We start from the raw sequence: 17,218 nt of genomic DNA, 5'->3' as shown, positions 1-17,218 counted from the left end.
CCCGGCACCGTCGGATCAGAGCTGCAGGGCCTCGGGGTGCCGGCCGGTCACCACGTAGACGGTCCGCTCGGCCAGGGCCACGGCGTGGTCGGCGATGCGCTCGTAGAAGCGGGCGAGCAGGGTCAGGTCGACGGCGGCCGGGATGCCGCAGGTCCAGGTGTCCCCGAACATCAGGGCGAACAGGTCGCGGTGCAGGGCGTCCACCCGGTCGTCGTCGCTCTCCAGTTCGAGGGCGAGGATGACGTTGCGGGTCCGCAGCACCGTGACCGTCTTGCTCATCATGGCGCCGACCTGGGTACTGAGTTCCAGGAGGATCTCGCGGGCCTGCTCGGGCACGCACGGGTCCGGGTGCCGTCGGTGGGCCGCCTCGGCGATGTGCTGGGCGAGATCGCCGACCCGCTCGAGCTCGTGCGCCGACTGGATCGCCGAGACGACCGCGCGCATGTCGGGGCCGACGGGCGCGAAGATCGTGATCGTCTCGGTCGCGAGGGCCTCGATCCGCGCGCGTCGGTCGTCGATCGCCGGGTCGCCCTCGATGACCCGCTCGGCGAGCCGCGGATGCCGCTCCAACAGAGCGGCGGACGCGGCGCGCACGGCGGCGACGACGACCTCGCCCATCTCGCCGAGCAGCGTCTGCAGCCGCACGGCGTTCTCGTCGAACGTCTCCCTGCGCACGGGATCAGCCTAGGAAACCGGACGATCTCCCACCGCGCGAGCGGTGTGAACGATCGATGAACGGCGGTCGTCGTCAGCCGTCCGGGGTCAGGGCTCGAGCCGGAAGCCCACCTTGAGCCCGACCTGGAAGTACTCGACCGTGCCCTCCTGCAGGTGGCCACGGATCTCGGTGACCTCGAACCAGTCCAGCTGGCGGAGCGTCTCGTTGGCGCGGCTCACGCCGTTGCGGATGGCGTCGTCGACGCTGTCAGGAGAGGTGCCGACGATCTCGGTGACCCGGTACACATGGTTGGACATGCAGCGTTAGTGCCCCGAACACGGGGCCGGCCAAACGCCGGAGCGGATCTCATACCGCGAGCGGCCCCGGCATCTGCCCGGTGACCACGTAGACGATCCGCCGCGCGACGGCCACGGCATGATCGGCGTAGCGCTCGTAGAACCGCGCGAGGAGCGTGACGTCCACGGCCGCCTCGACGCCGTGGGTCCAGTTGCGGTCCATGAGCACCGTGAACATGTGCTTGTGCAGGTCGTCCATCGCGTCGTCGTCCGTCTCGAGCTCGGCGGCGGCGGCGAGGTCGCGGCTGCGGATGACCGCACCGGCCTTCCGCGCCAGCGCGACGCCCACCCGCCCCATCTCCGCGAAGTACGGCGCGATCTGCTCGGGCAGCACGGGCTGCGGGTGCCGACGCCGCGCCGCCTGTGCGACGTGCAGGGCCAGATCGCCCATCCGCTCGATGTCGCCGGCGCCGTGGATCGCGGAGACCACGATCCGCAGGTCGGTCGCCACCGGGGCCTGCAGCACCAGGAGGGCGAACGCTTTCTCCTCGGCCGAGTGCCGGATCTCGTCGATCCGGACGTCCTCGTCGATGACCTGCTCGGCGAGCCGGAGGTCGGCGTCGAGGAGTGCGCGCGTCGCCTTCTCCATGGCCAGTGCGACGCCGTCGCACATTCCCGCCAGGGCGTCGGCGAGCTCGTCGAGCTGTTCGGTGTAGGCGTCACGCATGGTCCGAGGGTAGAGGGGGTCGATCGGCCGTACAGCAGCAGGACGTGAACCGGCGATGAACGCTCGGTCGGTGGTCAGCCGCAGGTGCCGGGCGGGACCTGTGCGGCAGGGGTCGGCGCCTCCGTCACCGGTGCCCGGATGGTGCCGTCGAAGGAGTTCCCGAGCACCAGCTGCAGGGTGCCGGTGCTGCCCAGGTCCTGGACCAGGCGCGCACGGGGAACGACCTCGCCGAGCAGCTCCGCGGCGTCGGCGCGGTCGGGGGAGAAGCGCAGCAGGGTCTCGGCGGAGGGCTGCGGTGCGTTGTCGACCTCGCCGACGCCGAAGCCGAGCGCGCGCAACGAGTCGCCGACCTGACGGCCGAGCCCGTCCCGCCCGGCGCCGTTGACCACGCCGACCGTGACGCTGCCGGGCTCGGGGCCGGTCGCGGACGCCACCGGCGTCGTGGCGGTGGGCAGGGGCTGGTCCTTGCGCAGCGCGGAGAACAGCCGGGAGGCCTCGGTGTCGCGCAGCTCGAGATTGCCACGGGTGTTCGGCACGGCGGAGGCGGGCAGCGCCAGGAAGGTGGCGCCCCCGGTTCCCGTCCGGTCGAGGGTCGAGGTCAGCCGGACCATCTCGTGCACCCCGACCTCGTCGGACAGCATGCTCCGGCCCAGTGCGGCGGCGAAGTCCCGGGTCGTGGTGGGGGAGAGCAGGGTCGAGGCGGAGAGGGCCTCGCGGAAGGTGGCCGCGAGCAACTGCTGCTGGCGTTGCAGCCGGCCCAGCGCGGGCGACGGATCCGACGGCACGGCCGCCGCCTCGGCGAAGCGGACGGCCCGGGCGCCGTCGAGCCGGGAGGTGCCCGCCTGCGCGACGACCGGGCCCAGGGTGCGGTCCTCGACGGGCTGCACGACGCAGACGTCGACGCCGCCGACCGCGTCGACCATGCCGGCGATGCCGGGCAGGTCCAGCGCGACGAACCGGGTCACGGACATCCCGGTCAGCTGCTGCACCGTGCGGACGAGGCACCGCGGCCCGCCCACCGCGTAGGCCGAGGACAGCGCGGTCCGGGTCTCGGCCGGGACGGTCTCGTCGAGGTAGGTCGCGGCCGCGGCGTCCCAGCGCGGGCACGGCGGCCGGTTGATCTCCAGGCCCATCGGGAGGGAGACGCCCACGACCCGTTCCCCGCCCGCCGCGACGTGCGCCAGCATCAGCGAGTCCGTCCGTTCGCCGGTCGTCGCCGGGGTGCCCGAGCTGCCGGAAGCGGTGCCCAGCACCAGCACGTTCTCGTCGCCGGCCTGGCCCTCGGCGTCGATCACCCCGACCTCGGGGTCGAGCGCGGCCACCGTGCGGATCGTCGAGTCCATCCAGCGGGTGGCGCCCCAGCTGAGCGCGACGCCGAGGAAGATCAGTACCGCCAGGGCTGCCGCGATGACCCGGCCGGCCACGGCCAGGCGGGTGGGCGGCGCCGCTCGGCGGTCGGCGCGGCGTGCTCGGGGTCCGTCGGCTCCGTCGGGATCGGTGCCGTCGCTGCCGTCGTCCCCGCCCCCGTCGTGGCCGAGCGCGACCCCGGCGTGCGCGGCGGTCAACCGGGTGAGGCTCGCGTCGATCGCGCGGGTGCGGTCGGCGAGCGCGTCGCTCCCGTCGGGCTCGTCGACGACGGGCGTGACCAGGGCGGTGTCCTCCCCACGGGGAGTGCGCACGGGGTAGCCGGCGATGTCCGGCGCACCCGGGCGTGCGCGCAGCCGGGTGGTGGAGGAGGCGGTCACGGGGTCCGCCTCGGCCCGACCCGCTCCGGCCCGACCCGCTCCGGTCCGGCCTTCTCCGGTCCGGACGCTCGGGCCGGCGTCATGGGGAGTCGGCTGTCCCGGGCCCGACCCGCGGGGTGTGGCGGGCGGGCGACCGGCGTCGGAGGGTGGTCGGACGGCGTCGGAGGGCGCAACCGACGGTCGGTGGCCGTCGGTCGGGTGGCCGGGACGTGGACCGCCGTGGGCCGGCGTCGCGTGTCGACCGCCGTCGGATGGCGCCGCGGCTCGACGGCTGCTGTCGCGAGGCGGAGCGGTCGGCCGGCTGCGCTCGGAGGGCGGGGCCGGCAGCCGGTCGCTGTCGTGCCGCGCTGCGGCGGGGCGGTCGCTGTCGTGCCGCGCTGCGGCGGGGCGGCCGCTGTCGTGCCGCGCTGCGGCGGGGCGGCCGCTGTCGGGTGGCGCTGCGGCGGGGCGGCCGCTGTCGCGGAGTGCGTCCGGGATTCGGCTGCCGTCGTGGGGTGCGCCGTTCAGGGAACCGAGCGAGCCGTTCTGGGCGGCGGAGCCGGACGAGCCGGACGAGCCGTTCGGGGCGGCGGGGCCGGGAGCGGATGGGCGGGCGGGGCTGTCGGCCGGCGGATCGGGGCGGAACCGTCCGGCCGTCCCGCCGTTGCGGGTCGCCGCGTCCGTGCCGCCGGTCGGGAGGCCGACCGTGCGCGTCGCGCGGGCGGACGGGCCCTGCGGCGGGCGGGCTGCGTTCGACCGGAGGCCCGTCGTCGCCGCAGCGTCGGACCAGTCGTGTCCGCGCGCCGGCGACCGTCGCCAACCCGACTGCTCACGCCGGCCCGAGGACGGCGAGCGCCGGTCGCCACGGCTCCCGCCCGTGTGGCCGGACGGGGCGGGCGGCGCGGCGGAACGGGGCGGGACGCTGCCCGGGATCGGGGCGCCCGCCGTCCGAGGGTCGGGGGTCGCGCGGCCGTTCGGCGCCGGTGTGGTGCCGTGCCCGTCGAGTCCCGTCACGGCGGGGGCGGCCGCGCCGCCAGGGTTCCGTCGCTCGCGCCCCGCGGGGCGCTCCTGCTCCACCCCGGAGCCGGGGCCGTGCTCGGCCGCACGGATGCCGAGACGGGCGAGGACGTCGTCCGCGGGGGGAGGCCCGTCCCCCCGGGCCCGCCGGCCCGCGCGGGAACCCCGCGACCGCCGGTCGTCCTCGTCCTGCACGTCACCTCCGGCCCACCGACAGCGGGAAGGGCGGAGAAGCCGTCACCGGCCGTGTCCGCCCCGCCGTCGAGTTTACGGAGCGGCAATGCTCCGTCCGGCGGAGGGTCAGCCGGTCGTGCGAACCGGCTGAGGGATCGACCGGCGTGCGCCGGCCGGCCCGGCGAGGCGCACCCGGCCCCCGCGCGCGGCCCGGTAGGCCACGGCGTTGCGGCCGGCCTCCTTGGCCGTGTAGAGCAGCAGGTCCGCCTCGCCGATCAGACGCTCGACCTCGGCGATCCGACCCGCCGCGTGGGCCACTCCGATGCTCACGGTGACCCGCAGGTCGGAGTGCAGGTCGGACCAGTCGTGCCGGGCGATCCGGTCCCGCGCCTGCTCGCTGATCTCGACGGCCTGCGCCAGGTCGCGACCGGGAAGGACAAGCGCGAACTCCTCGCCGCCGTAGCGCGCGCAGAACCCGCCCTCCGGCAGCGCGGCGTCGAGCTCGGTCACCATGCGTTGCAGGACCCGGTCGCCGAACAGGTGCCCGTAGGTGTCGTTGACCAGCTTGAAATGGTCGATGTCGACCAGCGCCAGGCACAGTCCGGTGGTCCGGAAGGGGGTGCCGTCGAGATCGGCCAGCAGGGCGGCGAGCCGCTCGTCGAGGTACCGACGGTTGTAGCTGGCGGTGAGGCTGTCCCGGCGGCTCTGCTCGCGGGCCTCCGCGTGTTCGCGGCGGAGGCGGTCGAGCTCGTCGTGCGCGTCGCGCAGGGGCTCCTCGCCGTGCAGCAGGCGCAGCGCCGCGTGGAGGTGGCCGTAGGCCTGCTCCCAGCAGCCCTCGGCGGCCAGGCGCTCGGCCGCGGCGGTGTGCAGGGCGGCGCGGTTGCGCGGGGAGGCCGGCGGGGTGTCCGTGACCGTGGGCACGTCGTGCACCAAGGTCCGTACCGTAGCCCTGACGTCCATCGCGATCACCCCCCTGCTGCCCCTATCGTCGTCGTGACGCGTGTGGTTCTTGAGGCGGACGGGACGTTCCTACCCGTTCGCGTCCTACTCCACCCGACCGAGCGAGCGGGAATCCACGGGCCGTCGGTCCCGGCTTCACCCGCCGGAGTGCTCGACCTCGGCACCGAACGGCACGGCGGGGTCGTCGGGGTCGTCGAGCCAACGCTCCGGGAGGACGACCTTGCCCGGCGAGCCCTGCCGCCCGCGCGGGCCCTCGGCGTCGGCGGGGAACTCCTGGTCGAGGTCGAGCCGGGCGAGGAGCTCGTCGAGCTGGTCGATGCTCTCGACCATGCCGAGGCTGCGCCGGAGGTCGCCGCCGACCGCGAAGCCCTTGAGGTACCAGGCGATGTGCTTGCGGACGTCGCGGATGCCCTTGTGGTCGCCCATGTGCTCGCACAGGAGCACGGCGTGGCGGCGCAGCGTGGCCGCCACCTGCCGTAGGTTCGGCGGGGTCGGCTGCGGGCGGCCGGCGAAGGCGGCCTCGAGGTCGCCGAACAGCCACGGCCGGCCCAGGCACCCCCGCCCGACGACGACGCCGTCGCACCCCGTCTCGCGGACCATGGCGAGCGCGTCGGCGGCGCTGAAGATGTCGCCGTTGCCCAGCACCGGGAGCGCGGCGGGCAGATGGTCGCGCAGCCGGGCGATCGCGGACCAGTCGGCCTGACCCGAGTACCGCTGCGCCGCCGTCCGCGCGTGCAGTGCCACCGCGGCGACCCCCGAGTCGGCCGCGATCCGGCCCGCTTCGAGAAAGGTGTGGTGCCCGTCGTCGATGCCGATCCGCATCTTGACCGTGACCGGCAGGTCCCCGGCGTTGTCGACGGCCGCCTGCACGATCCGCTCGAACAGTCGCCGCTTGAACGGCAGCGCGGCACCGCCGCCCCGGCGCGTCACCTTCGGGACGGGACAGCCGAAGTTCATGTCGATGTGATCGGCGAGGTCCCGCTGGACGATCATCCGTACGGCCTGGCCCATCGCCGCTGGGTCCACGCCGTAGAGCTGCATGGACCGCGGCTGCTCGTCGGGGTCGAACGCGATCATGCGGAAGGTCAGCGGGTTCTTCTCCACCAGCCCGCGCGAAGTGATCATCTCGCAGACGTAGAAGCCCGCCCCCTGCTCGCGGCACAGTCGCCGGAACCCCGGGTTCGTGATGCCCGCCATGGGCGCCAGCACGACCGGCGTCGCGACCTCGTGGCGGCCGATGCGCAGCGGCGGCAGCACCGGGCGCGCGGTGCTCTCGGGGGCGTCCAGCAGTGTCACGGGACCCCATTGTCCATGCGCGTGCGGCGGCGTGCCGGGACGGTGTGCGATTGCGGGACCTCGCCCGCTCCGCGACCGGGCGCCCCGGTCGTGGGCCACCGCCCGGCCGGCGGGTCGGCGCCGCTGTGTGGCCCGGCCGACGGGGCTCCACGGTCCAGTAGGCTCGGCCACGGTCGGACCCGGGCACCCCGCCCGGCCACGGCCGGGGCCTCTAGCTCAATCGGCAGAGCAGCGGACTTTTAATCCGCGGGTTCAGGGTTCGATCCCCTGGGGGCCCACTCAGCAGCAGGTCAGGACGTCGGCCCCGACTCTCGACCATGATCGGCCCCCGGAATACCCCCAGGATTCGCATCGCAAGCGACCAAGAAGTCACGGCCAACGAGGTACTGGTGCGACCCGTCCTCCACGACCACCGAGCTGGTGGACGACGGTCCGACAGGTTCAACCGCTACGACAGTGCGTGAACGCGAGAATGGGTTCGTGTGACGACGGGGTCGTCGGGTCCTCTCAAGCTTCCGCGGGAGCCTGCATACTGCTTCGTCCAATCTAGGCGTGAACTTTATACGCGTCCGCATGCGGTACTCTTCGCCATTCAGGTAAGACCTGTTTACGCTTGCGGTTGGCATTAATCCAAGGCTCTTCGCTAACTCGATCACGCCCCCTGCGAGTCCTGGATCGCTCAGACTCACCTCAACGACACCATTCTGACCTACTGAACCGTCTGAATCTACGAGACCTTGAAGTAGGTCCCATCGCTGAGGAAGTGAAGCTCTAAGCATCTCGGATGGGACGTGCTTGTTCATGTACAGGTTCCCATCACGCAACGCCTTCATTGCAATCCCCCGCGAGCCGAAGCGAACCCTGATCGTTTCGCCGTGGGTTCTCTTGGGCTCTCCGAGCGGGACTCCCTCTACGGCGAACTGATAGCGCAGGGAGGGCAGGTCAGCTTGGTGAGCCGTGATCCGGGGGCCGTCCCTGTCGCCGTCTCCCAGCCAGTACCCAAGCACGTACGGAGGCAGCCCGGCGTCCACATGATGGCCGAACACCGCGGGACTCGGTTCGCCTCTCCATCTGGCGACCCCTCCTCGAGTCGCTTTGGTCCGGCCGGACGTTAGGCGCCGCTCATAAATAAGTCCAACCTTGAGCATCTCGGCGATGGTGGAGATTCGCGAGACACGGCCGATGCCTCTGAATTCGCCCATCGGCCATCTCTGATCGCTGGTGCAGCTGATGGTCTCGCCGTTACGGAACTCTACTTCAAACAAAGGTTCGACGCGACCAGGGAGCGTCGCGGTGATTGTAGTAATCGAGCCATCGCGGGCGTAGACCTCAGAGCCGACGGTCAGTTCACCGTGAGGGGTCCAGCCGTGCGGCGTTGGCACAGGTGTGGCGGAGTCGAATGAGCCTGAGGGGCCGATGGTCACCCGCTGATCTTAGCCAGATTGTCGACTGTCTATTCGCAACCAGGAAAGCCTCATCTGTCGAGCCGCGTGTCCTTCAGAGCTTCGAGCACTGCGGCGGCACCAGTCGCAGCAACTCGTCTGCCGAAGTAGTTGTCCTGCGTCATCGACACCTTGGAGTGGCCGAGCTGGTCGGCCGCCTGGCGGGCGGTGAGGCCGGCTTGGTCCATCAGCGTCGCGACGGTCTTGCGGTAGACGTGTGAGGTCACCCAGTCGTAGCCGGCGGCCGTGAAGACCTTCCGGAGATCGGCCTGGGTGTTCGACGGGTCGCGGAGCCCGCCGTTCGGCGAGGTGAAGACGACGTCCCACTGGTTCGGAGCGACGGCAGCACGGCGGCGGAGGAGCATCCCCACCGCCCACGTCGGCAGCTCCAGCTTCCGGAAGCCGCTCTTGCTCTTCGGACGCCGCTTGATGACCAGGCCCTCACCGGTGATCCGGACGACCGTGCCCCGCACCTCCGCCGTGCCCGCGTCGAGGTCGAGCGCAGCCCACGTCATCGCGGACGCCTCGCCGATCCGCAGACCCGTCGCGAGCATGAAGTCGGTGAAGTCGACCAGGTCCCAGTCCCGGCAGCGCTGATCGGCGTGCAGCTTCGCCCGCAGGTCACGCGCCTCGTCGACGGTGAGGGCGCGGGCCGAGGAGGTGTCGCTCTCGATCCGGCCGACGTCACGGACGAGGTTGCGATCGAGCACGTCGTGCCGGACGGCCAGGCCGATCATTCCGCTGAGGACGGTGCGGGTCGTCTTGGCCGCCGACGTGCCGAAGCGGTCGTGCACCTCGATCACGAGCCGGTCGAGGCGGGACACCGACAGCTCCCGCAGCCGCAGGGCCCCGATGCCGTCGCGGATGTGGCGCCCGAAGCGGTAGTGGTACGCCTGAGCCGTCGACGGCGAGCGCTTGCCGAGGCGGACGGCCCGGTCGATCTCGGCCAGCCACAGCTCGCCGAGCTGCCGGACGGTCGACTCACTGTTGATCTCACCATCGCGGGCGGCTCGTCCCCGGTCCCGCAGCGCCGCCTTCAACGCGATCTCGGCCGCCGCACCACTCTGTCCGGTGCGCTCGACGTCCCGCACGACGCCGTCGTAGTCCCGGATCTGGGTGCGGGCCCGGTACCGCTTGGGCCCGAGCTTGTAGATCCGGATGCGACCGTGCGTCCCGAGCGGGAGAGGCGGCCGACTCATCAGGCGACCTCTCGGCTCAGGCTCGCGACCCAAGCGCGGACCTCCTCGGGCACGAAGCGCACGTGCTTGCCCATCCGACGGCCGGGCGGGCCGTAGTTCTTGGTCCGCCACTGGTAGATCGTCTGGACCGGGATGCCGAGGTACTCCGCGACGTCCTTGACGCCCCACAGCCGCTCGTTCATGTCGTCCTCCTGGTGGCGCGTCGGTCGTCTCGGATGCGTTCGGCGTGGGCAATGGCGAGTTCGCGATCGGCGTCGGTGTGGTGGCCGATCCCGACCAGGACCCAGTTGTTGACGATGATCACGGGATCGTCGACGGGGTGGCCCAGCTCGGCGAGCTGTTCGGTCAGCCGCCACGCCCGCCGTTCGCCGCGGATGACGCGGAAGGTCGTGGAGTAGGCGCGGCTCTTGGTGAGGAAGTGGCCGCGGAACCCGAGCATGTGCGCCCACTTGCGCAGGTTCAGCTCCCGGTAGCCGTCGAGGCCGCCGAGGTGCCAGGCGGTCTCGATGAGCCGGCGGTGGTGCTCGGCCAGGTCCAGTTGCTCGAGGTGGGCCAGCGAGCGGATCGGTCGGTCGGGATGCCCGTCGGTCTTGCCGGTGCCCTTGGTGGCGTACTTGGCGATGTAGCCGGCGAGGCGGGAGTCGGTGATCTCGCCGTGTTCGTCGGTGACGGCGTCGTGGGCGGTGGGGGTGATCTCGCGTAGGTCGAGCTGGGCGCCCCAGCCCAGCGTGAGCGTGGTCCCGTCGGGCCGGGCGACGTCCAGGACAGTCGCGGCCGCTGCCTCCCGGACGGCGTCGTGCAGGGCCTCGGCGGTCAGCCCGGCCGGTGGCGGATCAGCGGGACCGTCGGGGCCGTCGATGCGGATGGCGGCGTGGAAGTGCACGAGTCCGCGGCGTTGGTACTCGGCGACCTTGGCGTAGGACAGGCGGGCGACCTTCCCGAAGCGCCGTCCGGAGACCCCGAGCCGCCCGGCCAGGGCCCGACGGAGGGCGATGGCGAAGCGGTGCCAGAGCTTGCCCGCGTGGGCCTGCCACAGGACGGCGCCGGTGTAGTCGTAGGTGTCGTGATCGATCGCGCCCCCGAGGCGCGGGTCAGGCTCGCGGTGGTAGTCCCCGCACGCGCAGGGAATGACCTTGCCGCGGGTGGTGAGCCGTCGAGTGTGGACCGGACCGAACGAGGGTGCGGTGAGGGTGAGGAACGCCCGAGGCCGGTCGGTCACGGAGGCGGGGATGCCGCGTTCTTGTCCGGCGAGTCCGGCGCGGATGAGGTGGAAGGCGTCGGCGGCGTAGCGGTCCGAGCACGCCAGGCAGACGGTCTCGCGTCGGTTCCCGCACGGGGCCCACACCTCCCCGGACCGCCGCGCCAGCACCTCGCCACCGCTCGTGGTGATGGTCGAGGAGCCGCGCAGCCGTACGGGGTGGGCGCACCCGCCGGTGGCTTCCATGCGGGCCCGCCAGGCCGGGTAGTCGATGCTGCGCAGCCGGGTGGACAGGTCGAGGTCACTCATCGTGCGTAGTCCCTGTGTTCGTGGTCGATCTCGACCGAGTCCGCCCGCAGGCCGTGGTGGCGGGCCAGCCGCTCGGCACCGGCGCGGAAGGAACGGGCCCGGCCGATGACCTGGCCGGTGTCGGTCTCGACCAGGTAGGCGCCGCCGTCGCGGACGATCTGCCCGGAGAAGGCGTCAGCGGTGACCAGGCCGTGCCCGGGGCGGACGACATCGACGAACACCCGCACCGACTCCCCGGGCTGCTGTCCCGCGGCGCTGCGGGCGACATCGACGGTGACCGCGGGTTCGGGCTCTGGCCGGCCGTCGACGGTCACCGAGATCCGCGACCCGTGCACGAGCCGCCCGGCCGCGATCAGCTGGTGGACGGTGGTGGCGACGTCGGGTCGGACGGGGATGGCGTGCTCGGCGGCCCGGGTGCCGATGTGGCGGGTGTGCACCGCCTCCGACACTCCGAGGAGGAGGTAGCCGGGGTCGTGGGCGTCGCGCAGGACGCGGTCGGTGGTGTCGTCGTCGAAGAGCAGGGCTTGGCCGTCGACCTCGCGCCGCTGCTTGGGGAGGCGGCTCATCGGGTCCACCACCACCAGTAGCGGGCCTCAGCGCCCCACTCAGCGGCCAGGGCTCTCGTCGCCCGGTACTCGACCAGGACCGCGCCGACGACGGCGGCCCAGAACCAGCCTGAGCCAGTGCCGAGCACGAGCCAGAGCGCTCCGAGCAGGGCGGCGAGGGTGAGGGTGACGCGTAGCCAGGTCGCGGCGGCCCATCCGGTGACGGCCCACATTCAGGCCACCTCCCCATCCACCGCACGCAGCGTCGGCGGGGCGGGCGGAGCGCAGCGCTGCACGAGCTCGTCGATCTCGTCGTCCGTCACCAGGGCGGCGCGGAAGCGGATCGGGAGCCGGGAGGCCTGGTCGATGACGTAGCCGATCCCGGCGTGGGTGAGATCGCCGGGGATCTCGTCTGCCAGCGCACCCCGTTCCCGGGCCCCGTCGCCGAGCACCATGTCCACGTGCGAGGAGGCGGTGACCCCGAGGCAGATCCGGGTGGGGAACAGCTCCCGGACGTCCACCACGTCTTTCGAGGGCTCCTGCACGTAGCCCATGACGCTGGTGAGGCAGGCGCGGCCTTGGGTGAGGATTTCGGCGAGCAGGCGCAGGGCGTCGCGGACGTCGGCGCGTTCGCCGTAGGCGGTGAGCATCGCCAGTTCGTCGATCATCACGAGGTCGAGCGGGGTGTCCGAGGTCAGGTCGAGGCGGCGCAGGCCGTGCTCGGCCATGTGGGCCTGGCGCCGCTTCATCTCGTCGCGTACCTCGCCGAGTAGGGCGATGGCCTCGGCTGGGGTGGTGGCGTGGCGGTGGAACAGCCGGGCGCCGCGTTGGGTCTCGGCGCCGCCTTTGAGGTCGATGACGTGCACGCGCACGAGCCGGTCGCGGATCGCGGGTCCCATGGCGCGCAGGGGCGCCCAGATCAGCGAGCCTTTCCCGGAGCCGGTGGCGCCGGCGACCAGGACGTGACGGCCCGGGACTGCGAGGTGGAAGGGGTGGCCGTACTCGTCCTGCCCGACCGGGAGCGCGGCGAGGTCGACCGCGTCGGGGTCGGCGGGGATGGACGGGGCGGGGATCGGAAGGGTGAACGGCATCTGCCGCTCGACCACGACCGTGAGCACCCCGGGGCGGTGGCGGGTCACGGCAACCCGATGGGCGCGCAGGGCGTCGGCGAGGGTCTCGGTTCGCCCGGCCCACAAGGTGAGGTCCTGGCCGCGGGTCAGGCGCACGCGCAGGGTGTCGATCGAGCGGGTGACCGACCGGACCCGCAGGATCCGGGGGGCGTCGATCCGCCCGGTGTGCGGGTTCTCCCGCGCGAGCCCGCAGTCGGCCAGAACCGACGCCCAGCGCCGTCCTCGGTAGGTGGTCCAGCGCCGCCAGAACGCCCGCAGGGTCGGTGCGGCCCACCGGTCGAAGGAGGGCGGGTGCAGCCGCCCCCACACCACCGCGGTGAATGCGAGGAGCCCGAGCGCGGCCGCGGTGGGCATCGCCCCGATCATCACCGATACGGCGATCAGGGCGGTGGGTACGAGCGCGAACAGTGGGTGCCGGACCAGCCAGGCCAGGCCGCGGAACTCCCCACCCACGGGCCGGGACGAGTGCCGCACACCCTGGCGGTGACGGTGGCGCAGGGACGGGCGGTTGCTGGGGCGGTGCATGGTCAGACTCCCTTCCGGATGGCGAGCTGCGCCAGGCGCAGTCCTTCGGCGACCCCGGCCCGCCACGCCTGCTCGGTGGGGATCTCGGCGGTCGTGGGGTGCAGGAACCGGCTGCGTTCGCGTTCGAGGCGGCGCACGAGTCGCCCGACGCCGTGGGTGGGGCGGCGGCCGTGCTGAGCGCGAGGGCCGGTGCTGGTCAGTGGCATGACGTCTCCGTGAGAGTGGTTGCGGTGCAGGGGATCCCGGTGCCGTGACAGCCGGGGCAGACACCGTCACCAGGGCAGGCCGGACAGTCGCGGCTGTCGTCCGCGGCGGGGTGGGTGTCGGGGGTGGTGCCGTAGCCGTCGCAGGTGTCACAGGCCCCAGATCCGGTGCAGTCCGGGCAGAAGTTCGTGGTGCTCACGTGGTTCTCCTGGTGGTGGGCGGGCTGTTTTCGGGCAGGGGGCAGCCACTGCGGAATTGCTGCTGGTTTCGCCGAGAGAAGGGGTCGGCTGCCCCGTGCCCGAAACCGGCCGGTCAGGCCCGTCGGGATGCCAGGCCTGATGGCCCGGGGTGGTGCTACTTGTCGCCCTGCGGACGCGGCGCGGGGGCGGGGGCGTGCTTGAGGCCCATCGCCCGCCAGGCCAGCCCGGCGTTCACCCGGCCCGCGGTCTCCATCTGGTATGGGGTGACCCGGGCGTCGATCAGCTCCACCCGGGCGTCCTCCCCGAAGTCGGGGCCGGGATCGGTCCCCAGCGTCACCTTGATCTCCTCGCCCTTCGGTGCCTTCTCCCCGGGCTTGACCCGCAGCTTCGCGAACAACGACACCGTGAACTGCGTGGCCCCGTCCCGATCGGTCACCGGGACGTGGGCGCCGTTGGCGTCCTCACGCATCTTCGGGGCAGGTGGCTCAACCACGGTCAGCTTGTAGCCGCCGAGGTTGACGGGAATGTCTCGCATGGGTGGACCTCCGAGTCAGATTGAGCTATCTCTAACGGGCTCACCCAGTGGAGCACGCGCGGCGGTGCCTGTCAAACAGAGATAGCTCTATCGCCCGGATGGCATAGAGATAGCCTTGACAAGCGACAGGCAGGCTTTTGGCGAGCGCCAATGGTTTCCGCCGGTCAGCGGGCACGCGAGATGGAGGTGACATGGCAAGCGGCTACCGGGACGTCGCCGACGCTCTGCGGGCGGCGATCGAGGCGGGGGAGTACCCGCCGGGCTCGACCCTGCCCAAGCAGGACGAGATCGCCGCGCGCCACGAGGTCAACATCCACACCGTGCGCAAGGCCGTCGCTCAGCTCGAAGCCGAAGGCCTGGTGACCCCGATCCGCCGTCGCGGCACCGTGGTGCGGGCGCGGCCGCCGATGCGCCGGCTCGGGACCGAGCGCTACGCCAAGAGCCGTTGGAAGGCCGGAATCATCGGCTTCTCGGCCGACCGTGAGGCGTCCGGGATGCCGTGGAAGCCCGGCGACCAGACTCAGACCGTCGCCAAGGTCCACGCCGACGACGCCATCGCCAAAGCCCTCGACGTCGAGCCCGGCGCCGAGGTCTACGAACGCGCCCGCCTGGTCAAAGACGATGGGCAGCCCACCCACACCCTCGCCAGCTACTACCGGCCCGAGGACGTCGAGGGCACCCCGATCGTCGACCCCACGCCCGGTCCCATCCCTGGCGGCGGCGGGTTCGGCGTGCTCACCTCGAACGGCATGGAGCCCGAGCGGATGACCGAGACCATCCACTCCCGCATGCCCACCCCCGATGAGATCGAGACCCTCGAACTGCCCGCGGGGGAGCCGGTGATGATCCTGGAACGCCAGACCTTCACTGCCGACGGCCGCTGCGTCGAGTTCGCCCGCGGAGTCCACGCCGCCAGCCGGTTCGCCTGGACCTACACCTTCCAGATCCCCGACTGAGCCATGCCGCACACCCGCTCCGCCCTCGACGATCCCGAGATCGCCCACGCCGTCGAGGCCCTGTGGAACTACCACCGGCTGGACAACGGCACCGACACCCGGACTGACGTCGGCATTGGACTCGGCAGCCACGACCTTTCCGTCGCCACCACCACCGCCGAGCTCTACCACCGTGGCCTGTTCCCGCTGATCGTGTTCACGGGCGCCAACGCCCCGACGACCGTCGACCGGTTCCCTCGCGGCGAGGCCGTGCACTACCGCGAACACGCCATCGAGCTGGGCGTCCCCTCCTACGCCATCCTCGTCGAGGACCGAGCGACCAACACCGGCGAGAACATCACCTTCACTCGCGACCTGCTCGCCGCCACCGGCCACCAGGTGCACACGGTGACCCTCATCAGCCGGCCCTACCAACAGCGCCGAGCCCGAGCCACCTGCCGCAAACTCTGGCCCGAGGTCGAGCCCGTCACCGCGGGCGCCCAGGTGAGCCTGCGCGACTACGTCGCCAACATCGGCGACGAGCAGCGCGTGATCTCCATGCTCGTCGGCGACACCCAGCGCATCGAAGTCTATGCCGCCCGGGGCCACGCAGCACCCGAGCCCATGCCTGCCGAGATCCGGGACGCCATGACCCTGCTCGCCGCCCGCGGGTACACAGACCGCCTTCTCTAACCGCTGGTCAGGCGCGCCGCCAGGCCGCGGGGTTCAGACTTTCTCTACTTGGTCAAGGCGGCGGCCCCGCCGCCGCGCCGCTTCCCGGCGGCCGGGGCGTGCGGCCTACGGCCGGTCCCCAACCGCCGCGCGGCCGTACGGAAGGAGTATCGAATTCAGTTCCCGTTACGTCCGCTTCGTTTCCTGATGCTCTCGGCAATGGATGGCGGCAACATTGTCCACAGCTGCTGGTCTTGGGCCGGTCGAGTGATCAGCTCATCTACTAGACGGTTGGCGCAGTCGAGAAAAGCTTCGATGAGCGCTGGGCCGTCGCTGTCATCAAGTGCAATCGCAGCGAGATCGCCGGCTTCCTGTTCATGCAGGACCTCGTTTCCGGTGTAGCGAACCACATCAAGCATCTGGAACAGGCCAGAACTCACGCGACCCTCCAATCGGCCGATTCTGTCGTTTAGTGTTCCTCTTTCGCCTGTGTCGAGATGCTTAACGAGGCGCTCCAGAGTTGCGCGAGCTAGTGCAGCACTCGCTCTTCTGGATACAGCGCCTACTTCCGCAGCCTCTTTGAACAGCTCTGCGACGTCAGGCGGCATGTCTGGATGCGGACTAATCACGATCCCCTGGCGAGGCCAAATGAGGCTATCCTCCAGCCAGATTGAGCCCTGGCTGCAGTGTTGGCATTTCGCACCTCGCCACCTCGACGGAGTAGCTTGGTCCGCCTTCTTCTCGATCGAGACCACGGCGCGTCCCGGAATCGAAACTAGGACCTCGCCCCAAAGCTGGTGCGCAATAGTCTGACAATTTGGACAGGTAAAGCTCGAACCATTTAGCACGGGCGGGATGCTTGTCTTCCTGCCGTCCCAGGTTTCATCAGCCACAGAGACGAATATACCGGCACGCGAGACGGTGACGTCGGGGGCCAGTAGCGGGGGACTGGCTTAGGTGCTGCGCGGTAGACCTGCGCCAGGTCGGGGTGTGCCCTCGGGAATAATGACAATGGCATGGCGCAACCCCTGGCGGAGTCGGCTGGCGGACACTGCCGTGCCTAGACGCGACGGCCCTGACTCAACGCGACCTACGTAAAAATCGACGCAACATCAATGATTACGGCCGGACCGCGGATCTGGAGGTCATCTACATCAATTCGTTCACCAGTTGTCAGGCTGGGCGGCATATTGTTAGCGACGCCACTCATCATTTGCCGACGTAGTGCCCGCCCAACACCTGGAAGCAGGTGCTTCTCGAGGGAGTAGGTTGCGCCAGGTCGGATAACGCGTTCAATGAGGCCAAATGCATTTAGTTCGCCAGTTATGTCATCTCCCGTGTAGCCCTCAACATAGGCAGTGGGCTTGAGGATGACGATGAAGCGAGGCGCGTCGTCGATATCGGGCTCGATTTCAAATACCTCAGGGACAGTGCTGCCGGAAGGACCACCGGCAAGGAGCGCGACCATCTCAGAC

General features: G+C 71.2%; 19 protein-coding genes and 1 tRNA gene. 3 read left to right on the top strand and 17 right to left on the bottom strand.

The window, feature by feature from the left end:
• Nucleotides 1-15: 15 nt before the first annotated feature.
• The 6 genes from phoU (ACL02T_RS21455) to dusB all read right to left on the bottom strand — a co-directional run bounded on the left by phoU (ACL02T_RS21455) (nt 16) and on the right by dusB (nt 6,849).
• Nucleotides 16-675 carry a phosphate signaling complex protein PhoU gene (gene phoU, locus ACL02T_RS21455; RefSeq protein WP_412832520.1) on the bottom strand — a complete coding sequence of 220 codons (660 nt, stop codon included), beginning with the start codon at nt 673-675 and terminating at the stop codon, nt 16-18.
• Nucleotides 676-762: 87 nt separating this feature from the next.
• Nucleotides 763-972, bottom strand: coding sequence for a dodecin (locus ACL02T_RS21450; RefSeq protein WP_412832519.1), 210 nt, complete (start codon nt 970-972; stop codon nt 763-765).
• 49 nt (nt 973-1,021) lie between these two features.
• Complete coding sequence (phoU, locus tag ACL02T_RS21445; protein WP_412832518.1) at nt 1,022-1,678, bottom strand: phosphate signaling complex protein PhoU; 657 nt, start codon at nt 1,676-1,678, stop codon at nt 1,022-1,024.
• Nucleotides 1,679-1,752: 74 nt separating this feature from the next.
• Nucleotides 1,753-3,423, bottom strand: coding sequence for an LCP family protein (locus ACL02T_RS21440; protein WP_412832517.1), 1,671 nt, complete (start codon nt 3,421-3,423; stop codon nt 1,753-1,755).
• 1,296 nt (nt 3,424-4,719) lie between these two features.
• Complete coding sequence (locus tag ACL02T_RS21435) at nt 4,720-5,523, bottom strand: GGDEF domain-containing protein (RefSeq protein ID WP_412832665.1); 804 nt, start codon at nt 5,521-5,523, stop codon at nt 4,720-4,722.
• 165 nt (nt 5,524-5,688) lie between these two features.
• Entirely contained in the window at nt 5,689-6,849 is a 1,161-nt protein-coding gene (gene dusB, locus ACL02T_RS21430; RefSeq protein ID WP_412832516.1) for a tRNA dihydrouridine synthase DusB, read from the bottom strand.
• A gap of 205 nt (nt 6,850-7,054) precedes the next feature.
• Between dusB and ACL02T_RS21425 the strand changes: the two genes are divergently transcribed.
• Nucleotides 7,055-7,127: transfer RNA gene (locus ACL02T_RS21425), tRNA-Lys, on the top strand.
• A 12-nt stretch (nt 7,128-7,139) separates the two neighbouring features.
• Here the strand turns inward: ACL02T_RS21425 and ACL02T_RS21420 are convergent.
• The 9 genes from ACL02T_RS21420 to ACL02T_RS21380 all read right to left on the bottom strand — a co-directional run bounded on the left by ACL02T_RS21420 (nt 7,140) and on the right by ACL02T_RS21380 (nt 14,136).
• Nucleotides 7,140-8,273, bottom strand: coding sequence for an LAGLIDADG family homing endonuclease (locus ACL02T_RS21420; RefSeq protein ID WP_412832515.1), 1,134 nt, complete (start codon nt 8,271-8,273; stop codon nt 7,140-7,142).
• 50 nt (nt 8,274-8,323) lie between these two features.
• Nucleotides 8,324-9,490 (bottom strand): site-specific integrase, encoded by a 1,167-nt coding sequence (locus tag ACL02T_RS21415; RefSeq protein ID WP_412832514.1) that lies wholly within the window; start codon nt 9,488-9,490, stop codon nt 8,324-8,326.
• Nucleotides 9,490-9,672, bottom strand: coding sequence for a helix-turn-helix transcriptional regulator (locus ACL02T_RS21410; protein WP_093086392.1), 183 nt, complete (start codon nt 9,670-9,672; stop codon nt 9,490-9,492). The genes ACL02T_RS21415 and ACL02T_RS21410 overlap by 1 nt, the downstream gene beginning before the upstream one ends.
• Nucleotides 9,669-10,997 carry a replication initiator gene (locus ACL02T_RS21405; RefSeq protein WP_412832513.1) on the bottom strand — a complete coding sequence of 443 codons (1,329 nt, stop codon included), beginning with the start codon at nt 10,995-10,997 and terminating at the stop codon, nt 9,669-9,671. Before ACL02T_RS21405 ends, ACL02T_RS21410 begins: the two co-directional genes overlap by 4 nt.
• On the bottom strand, nt 10,994-11,563 hold the full coding sequence (locus ACL02T_RS21400) for a hypothetical protein (RefSeq protein WP_412832512.1): 570 nt from the start codon (nt 11,561-11,563) through the stop codon (nt 10,994-10,996). The genes ACL02T_RS21405 and ACL02T_RS21400 overlap by 4 nt, the downstream gene beginning before the upstream one ends.
• On the bottom strand, nt 11,560-11,775 hold the full coding sequence (locus tag ACL02T_RS21395; RefSeq protein ID WP_412832511.1) for a hypothetical protein: 216 nt from the start codon (nt 11,773-11,775) through the stop codon (nt 11,560-11,562). Before ACL02T_RS21395 ends, ACL02T_RS21400 begins: the two co-directional genes overlap by 4 nt.
• On the bottom strand, nt 11,776-13,197 hold the full coding sequence (locus tag ACL02T_RS21390; protein WP_412832510.1) for an FtsK/SpoIIIE domain-containing protein: 1,422 nt from the start codon (nt 13,195-13,197) through the stop codon (nt 11,776-11,778).
• A 2-nt stretch (nt 13,198-13,199) separates the two neighbouring features.
• Complete coding sequence (locus ACL02T_RS21385) at nt 13,200-13,403, bottom strand: hypothetical protein (protein ID WP_412832509.1); 204 nt, start codon at nt 13,401-13,403, stop codon at nt 13,200-13,202.
• Between the two features lie 352 nt (nt 13,404-13,755).
• Nucleotides 13,756-14,136 carry a hypothetical protein gene (locus ACL02T_RS21380; protein ID WP_412832508.1) on the bottom strand — a complete coding sequence of 127 codons (381 nt, stop codon included), beginning with the start codon at nt 14,134-14,136 and terminating at the stop codon, nt 13,756-13,758.
• 191 nt (nt 14,137-14,327) lie between these two features.
• Between ACL02T_RS21380 and ACL02T_RS21375 the strand changes: the two genes are divergently transcribed.
• Both ACL02T_RS21375 and ACL02T_RS21370 read left to right on the top strand, forming a co-directional pair.
• Nucleotides 14,328-15,092: a GntR family transcriptional regulator gene (locus ACL02T_RS21375; protein ID WP_412832507.1), complete on the top strand. Its 765-nt coding sequence runs from the start codon at nt 14,328-14,330 to the stop codon at nt 15,090-15,092.
• A 3-nt stretch (nt 15,093-15,095) separates the two neighbouring features.
• The gene (locus ACL02T_RS21370; protein ID WP_412832506.1) at nt 15,096-15,764 is read left to right on the top strand and encodes a YdcF family protein; all 669 of its coding nucleotides are present in this window, start codon (nt 15,096-15,098) and stop codon (nt 15,762-15,764) included.
• 155 nt (nt 15,765-15,919) lie between these two features.
• Here ACL02T_RS21370 and ACL02T_RS21365 read toward each other — a convergent pair whose 3' ends face one another.
• Both ACL02T_RS21365 and ACL02T_RS21360 read right to left on the bottom strand, forming a co-directional pair.
• A complete protein-coding gene (locus tag ACL02T_RS21365; protein WP_412832664.1) occupies nt 15,920-16,351 on the bottom strand; it encodes a DUF4145 domain-containing protein in 432 nt (143 codons plus the stop codon).
• Between the two features lie 482 nt (nt 16,352-16,833).
• Nucleotides 16,834-17,218, bottom strand: a 385-nt coding sequence (locus tag ACL02T_RS21360; RefSeq protein WP_412832505.1) for a hypothetical protein, incomplete at its 5' end; no start/stop codon positions are given.

This window comes from Pseudonocardia oceanicola (assembly GCF_047200735.1).
Classification (GTDB): Bacteria; Actinomycetota; Actinomycetes; order Mycobacteriales; family Pseudonocardiaceae; genus Pseudonocardia.
This window is presented reverse-complemented; position numbering and strand designations above follow the sequence as displayed.

What these genes read in the sequence shown, in the direction of transcription:
- ACL02T_RS21400 (WP_412832512.1), bottom strand. Translation starts at nt 11,563, where the DNA reads ATGAGCCGCCTCCCCAAGCAGCGGCGCGAGGTCGACGGCCAAGCCCTG.
- phoU (WP_412832518.1), bottom strand. Translation starts at nt 1,678, where the DNA reads ATGCGTGACGCCTACACCGAACAGCTCGACGAGCTCGCCGACGCCCTG.
- ACL02T_RS21365 (WP_412832664.1), bottom strand. Translation starts at nt 16,351, where the DNA reads ATGCCGCCTGACGTCGCAGAGCTGTTCAAAGAGGCTGCGGAAGTAGGC.
- ACL02T_RS21415 (WP_412832514.1), bottom strand. Translation starts at nt 9,490, where the DNA reads ATGAGTCGGCCGCCTCTCCCGCTCGGGACGCACGGTCGCATCCGGATC.
- ACL02T_RS21375 (WP_412832507.1), top strand. Translation starts at nt 14,328, where the DNA reads ATGGCAAGCGGCTACCGGGACGTCGCCGACGCTCTGCGGGCGGCGATC.
- ACL02T_RS21380 (WP_412832508.1), bottom strand. Translation starts at nt 14,136, where the DNA reads ATGCGAGACATTCCCGTCAACCTCGGCGGCTACAAGCTGACCGTGGTT.
- ACL02T_RS21405 (WP_412832513.1), bottom strand. Translation starts at nt 10,997, where the DNA reads ATGAGTGACCTCGACCTGTCCACCCGGCTGCGCAGCATCGACTACCCG.
- ACL02T_RS21370 (WP_412832506.1), top strand. Translation starts at nt 15,096, where the DNA reads ATGCCGCACACCCGCTCCGCCCTCGACGATCCCGAGATCGCCCACGCC.
- ACL02T_RS21390 (WP_412832510.1), bottom strand. Translation starts at nt 13,197, where the DNA reads ATGCACCGCCCCAGCAACCGCCCGTCCCTGCGCCACCGTCACCGCCAG.
- ACL02T_RS21395 (WP_412832511.1), bottom strand. Translation starts at nt 11,775, where the DNA reads ATGTGGGCCGTCACCGGATGGGCCGCCGCGACCTGGCTACGCGTCACC.
- ACL02T_RS21410 (WP_093086392.1), bottom strand. Translation starts at nt 9,672, where the DNA reads ATGAACGAGCGGCTGTGGGGCGTCAAGGACGTCGCGGAGTACCTCGGC.
- ACL02T_RS21450 (WP_412832519.1), bottom strand. Translation starts at nt 972, where the DNA reads ATGTCCAACCATGTGTACCGGGTCACCGAGATCGTCGGCACCTCTCCT.
- ACL02T_RS21385 (WP_412832509.1), bottom strand. Translation starts at nt 13,403, where the DNA reads ATGCCACTGACCAGCACCGGCCCTCGCGCTCAGCACGGCCGCCGCCCC.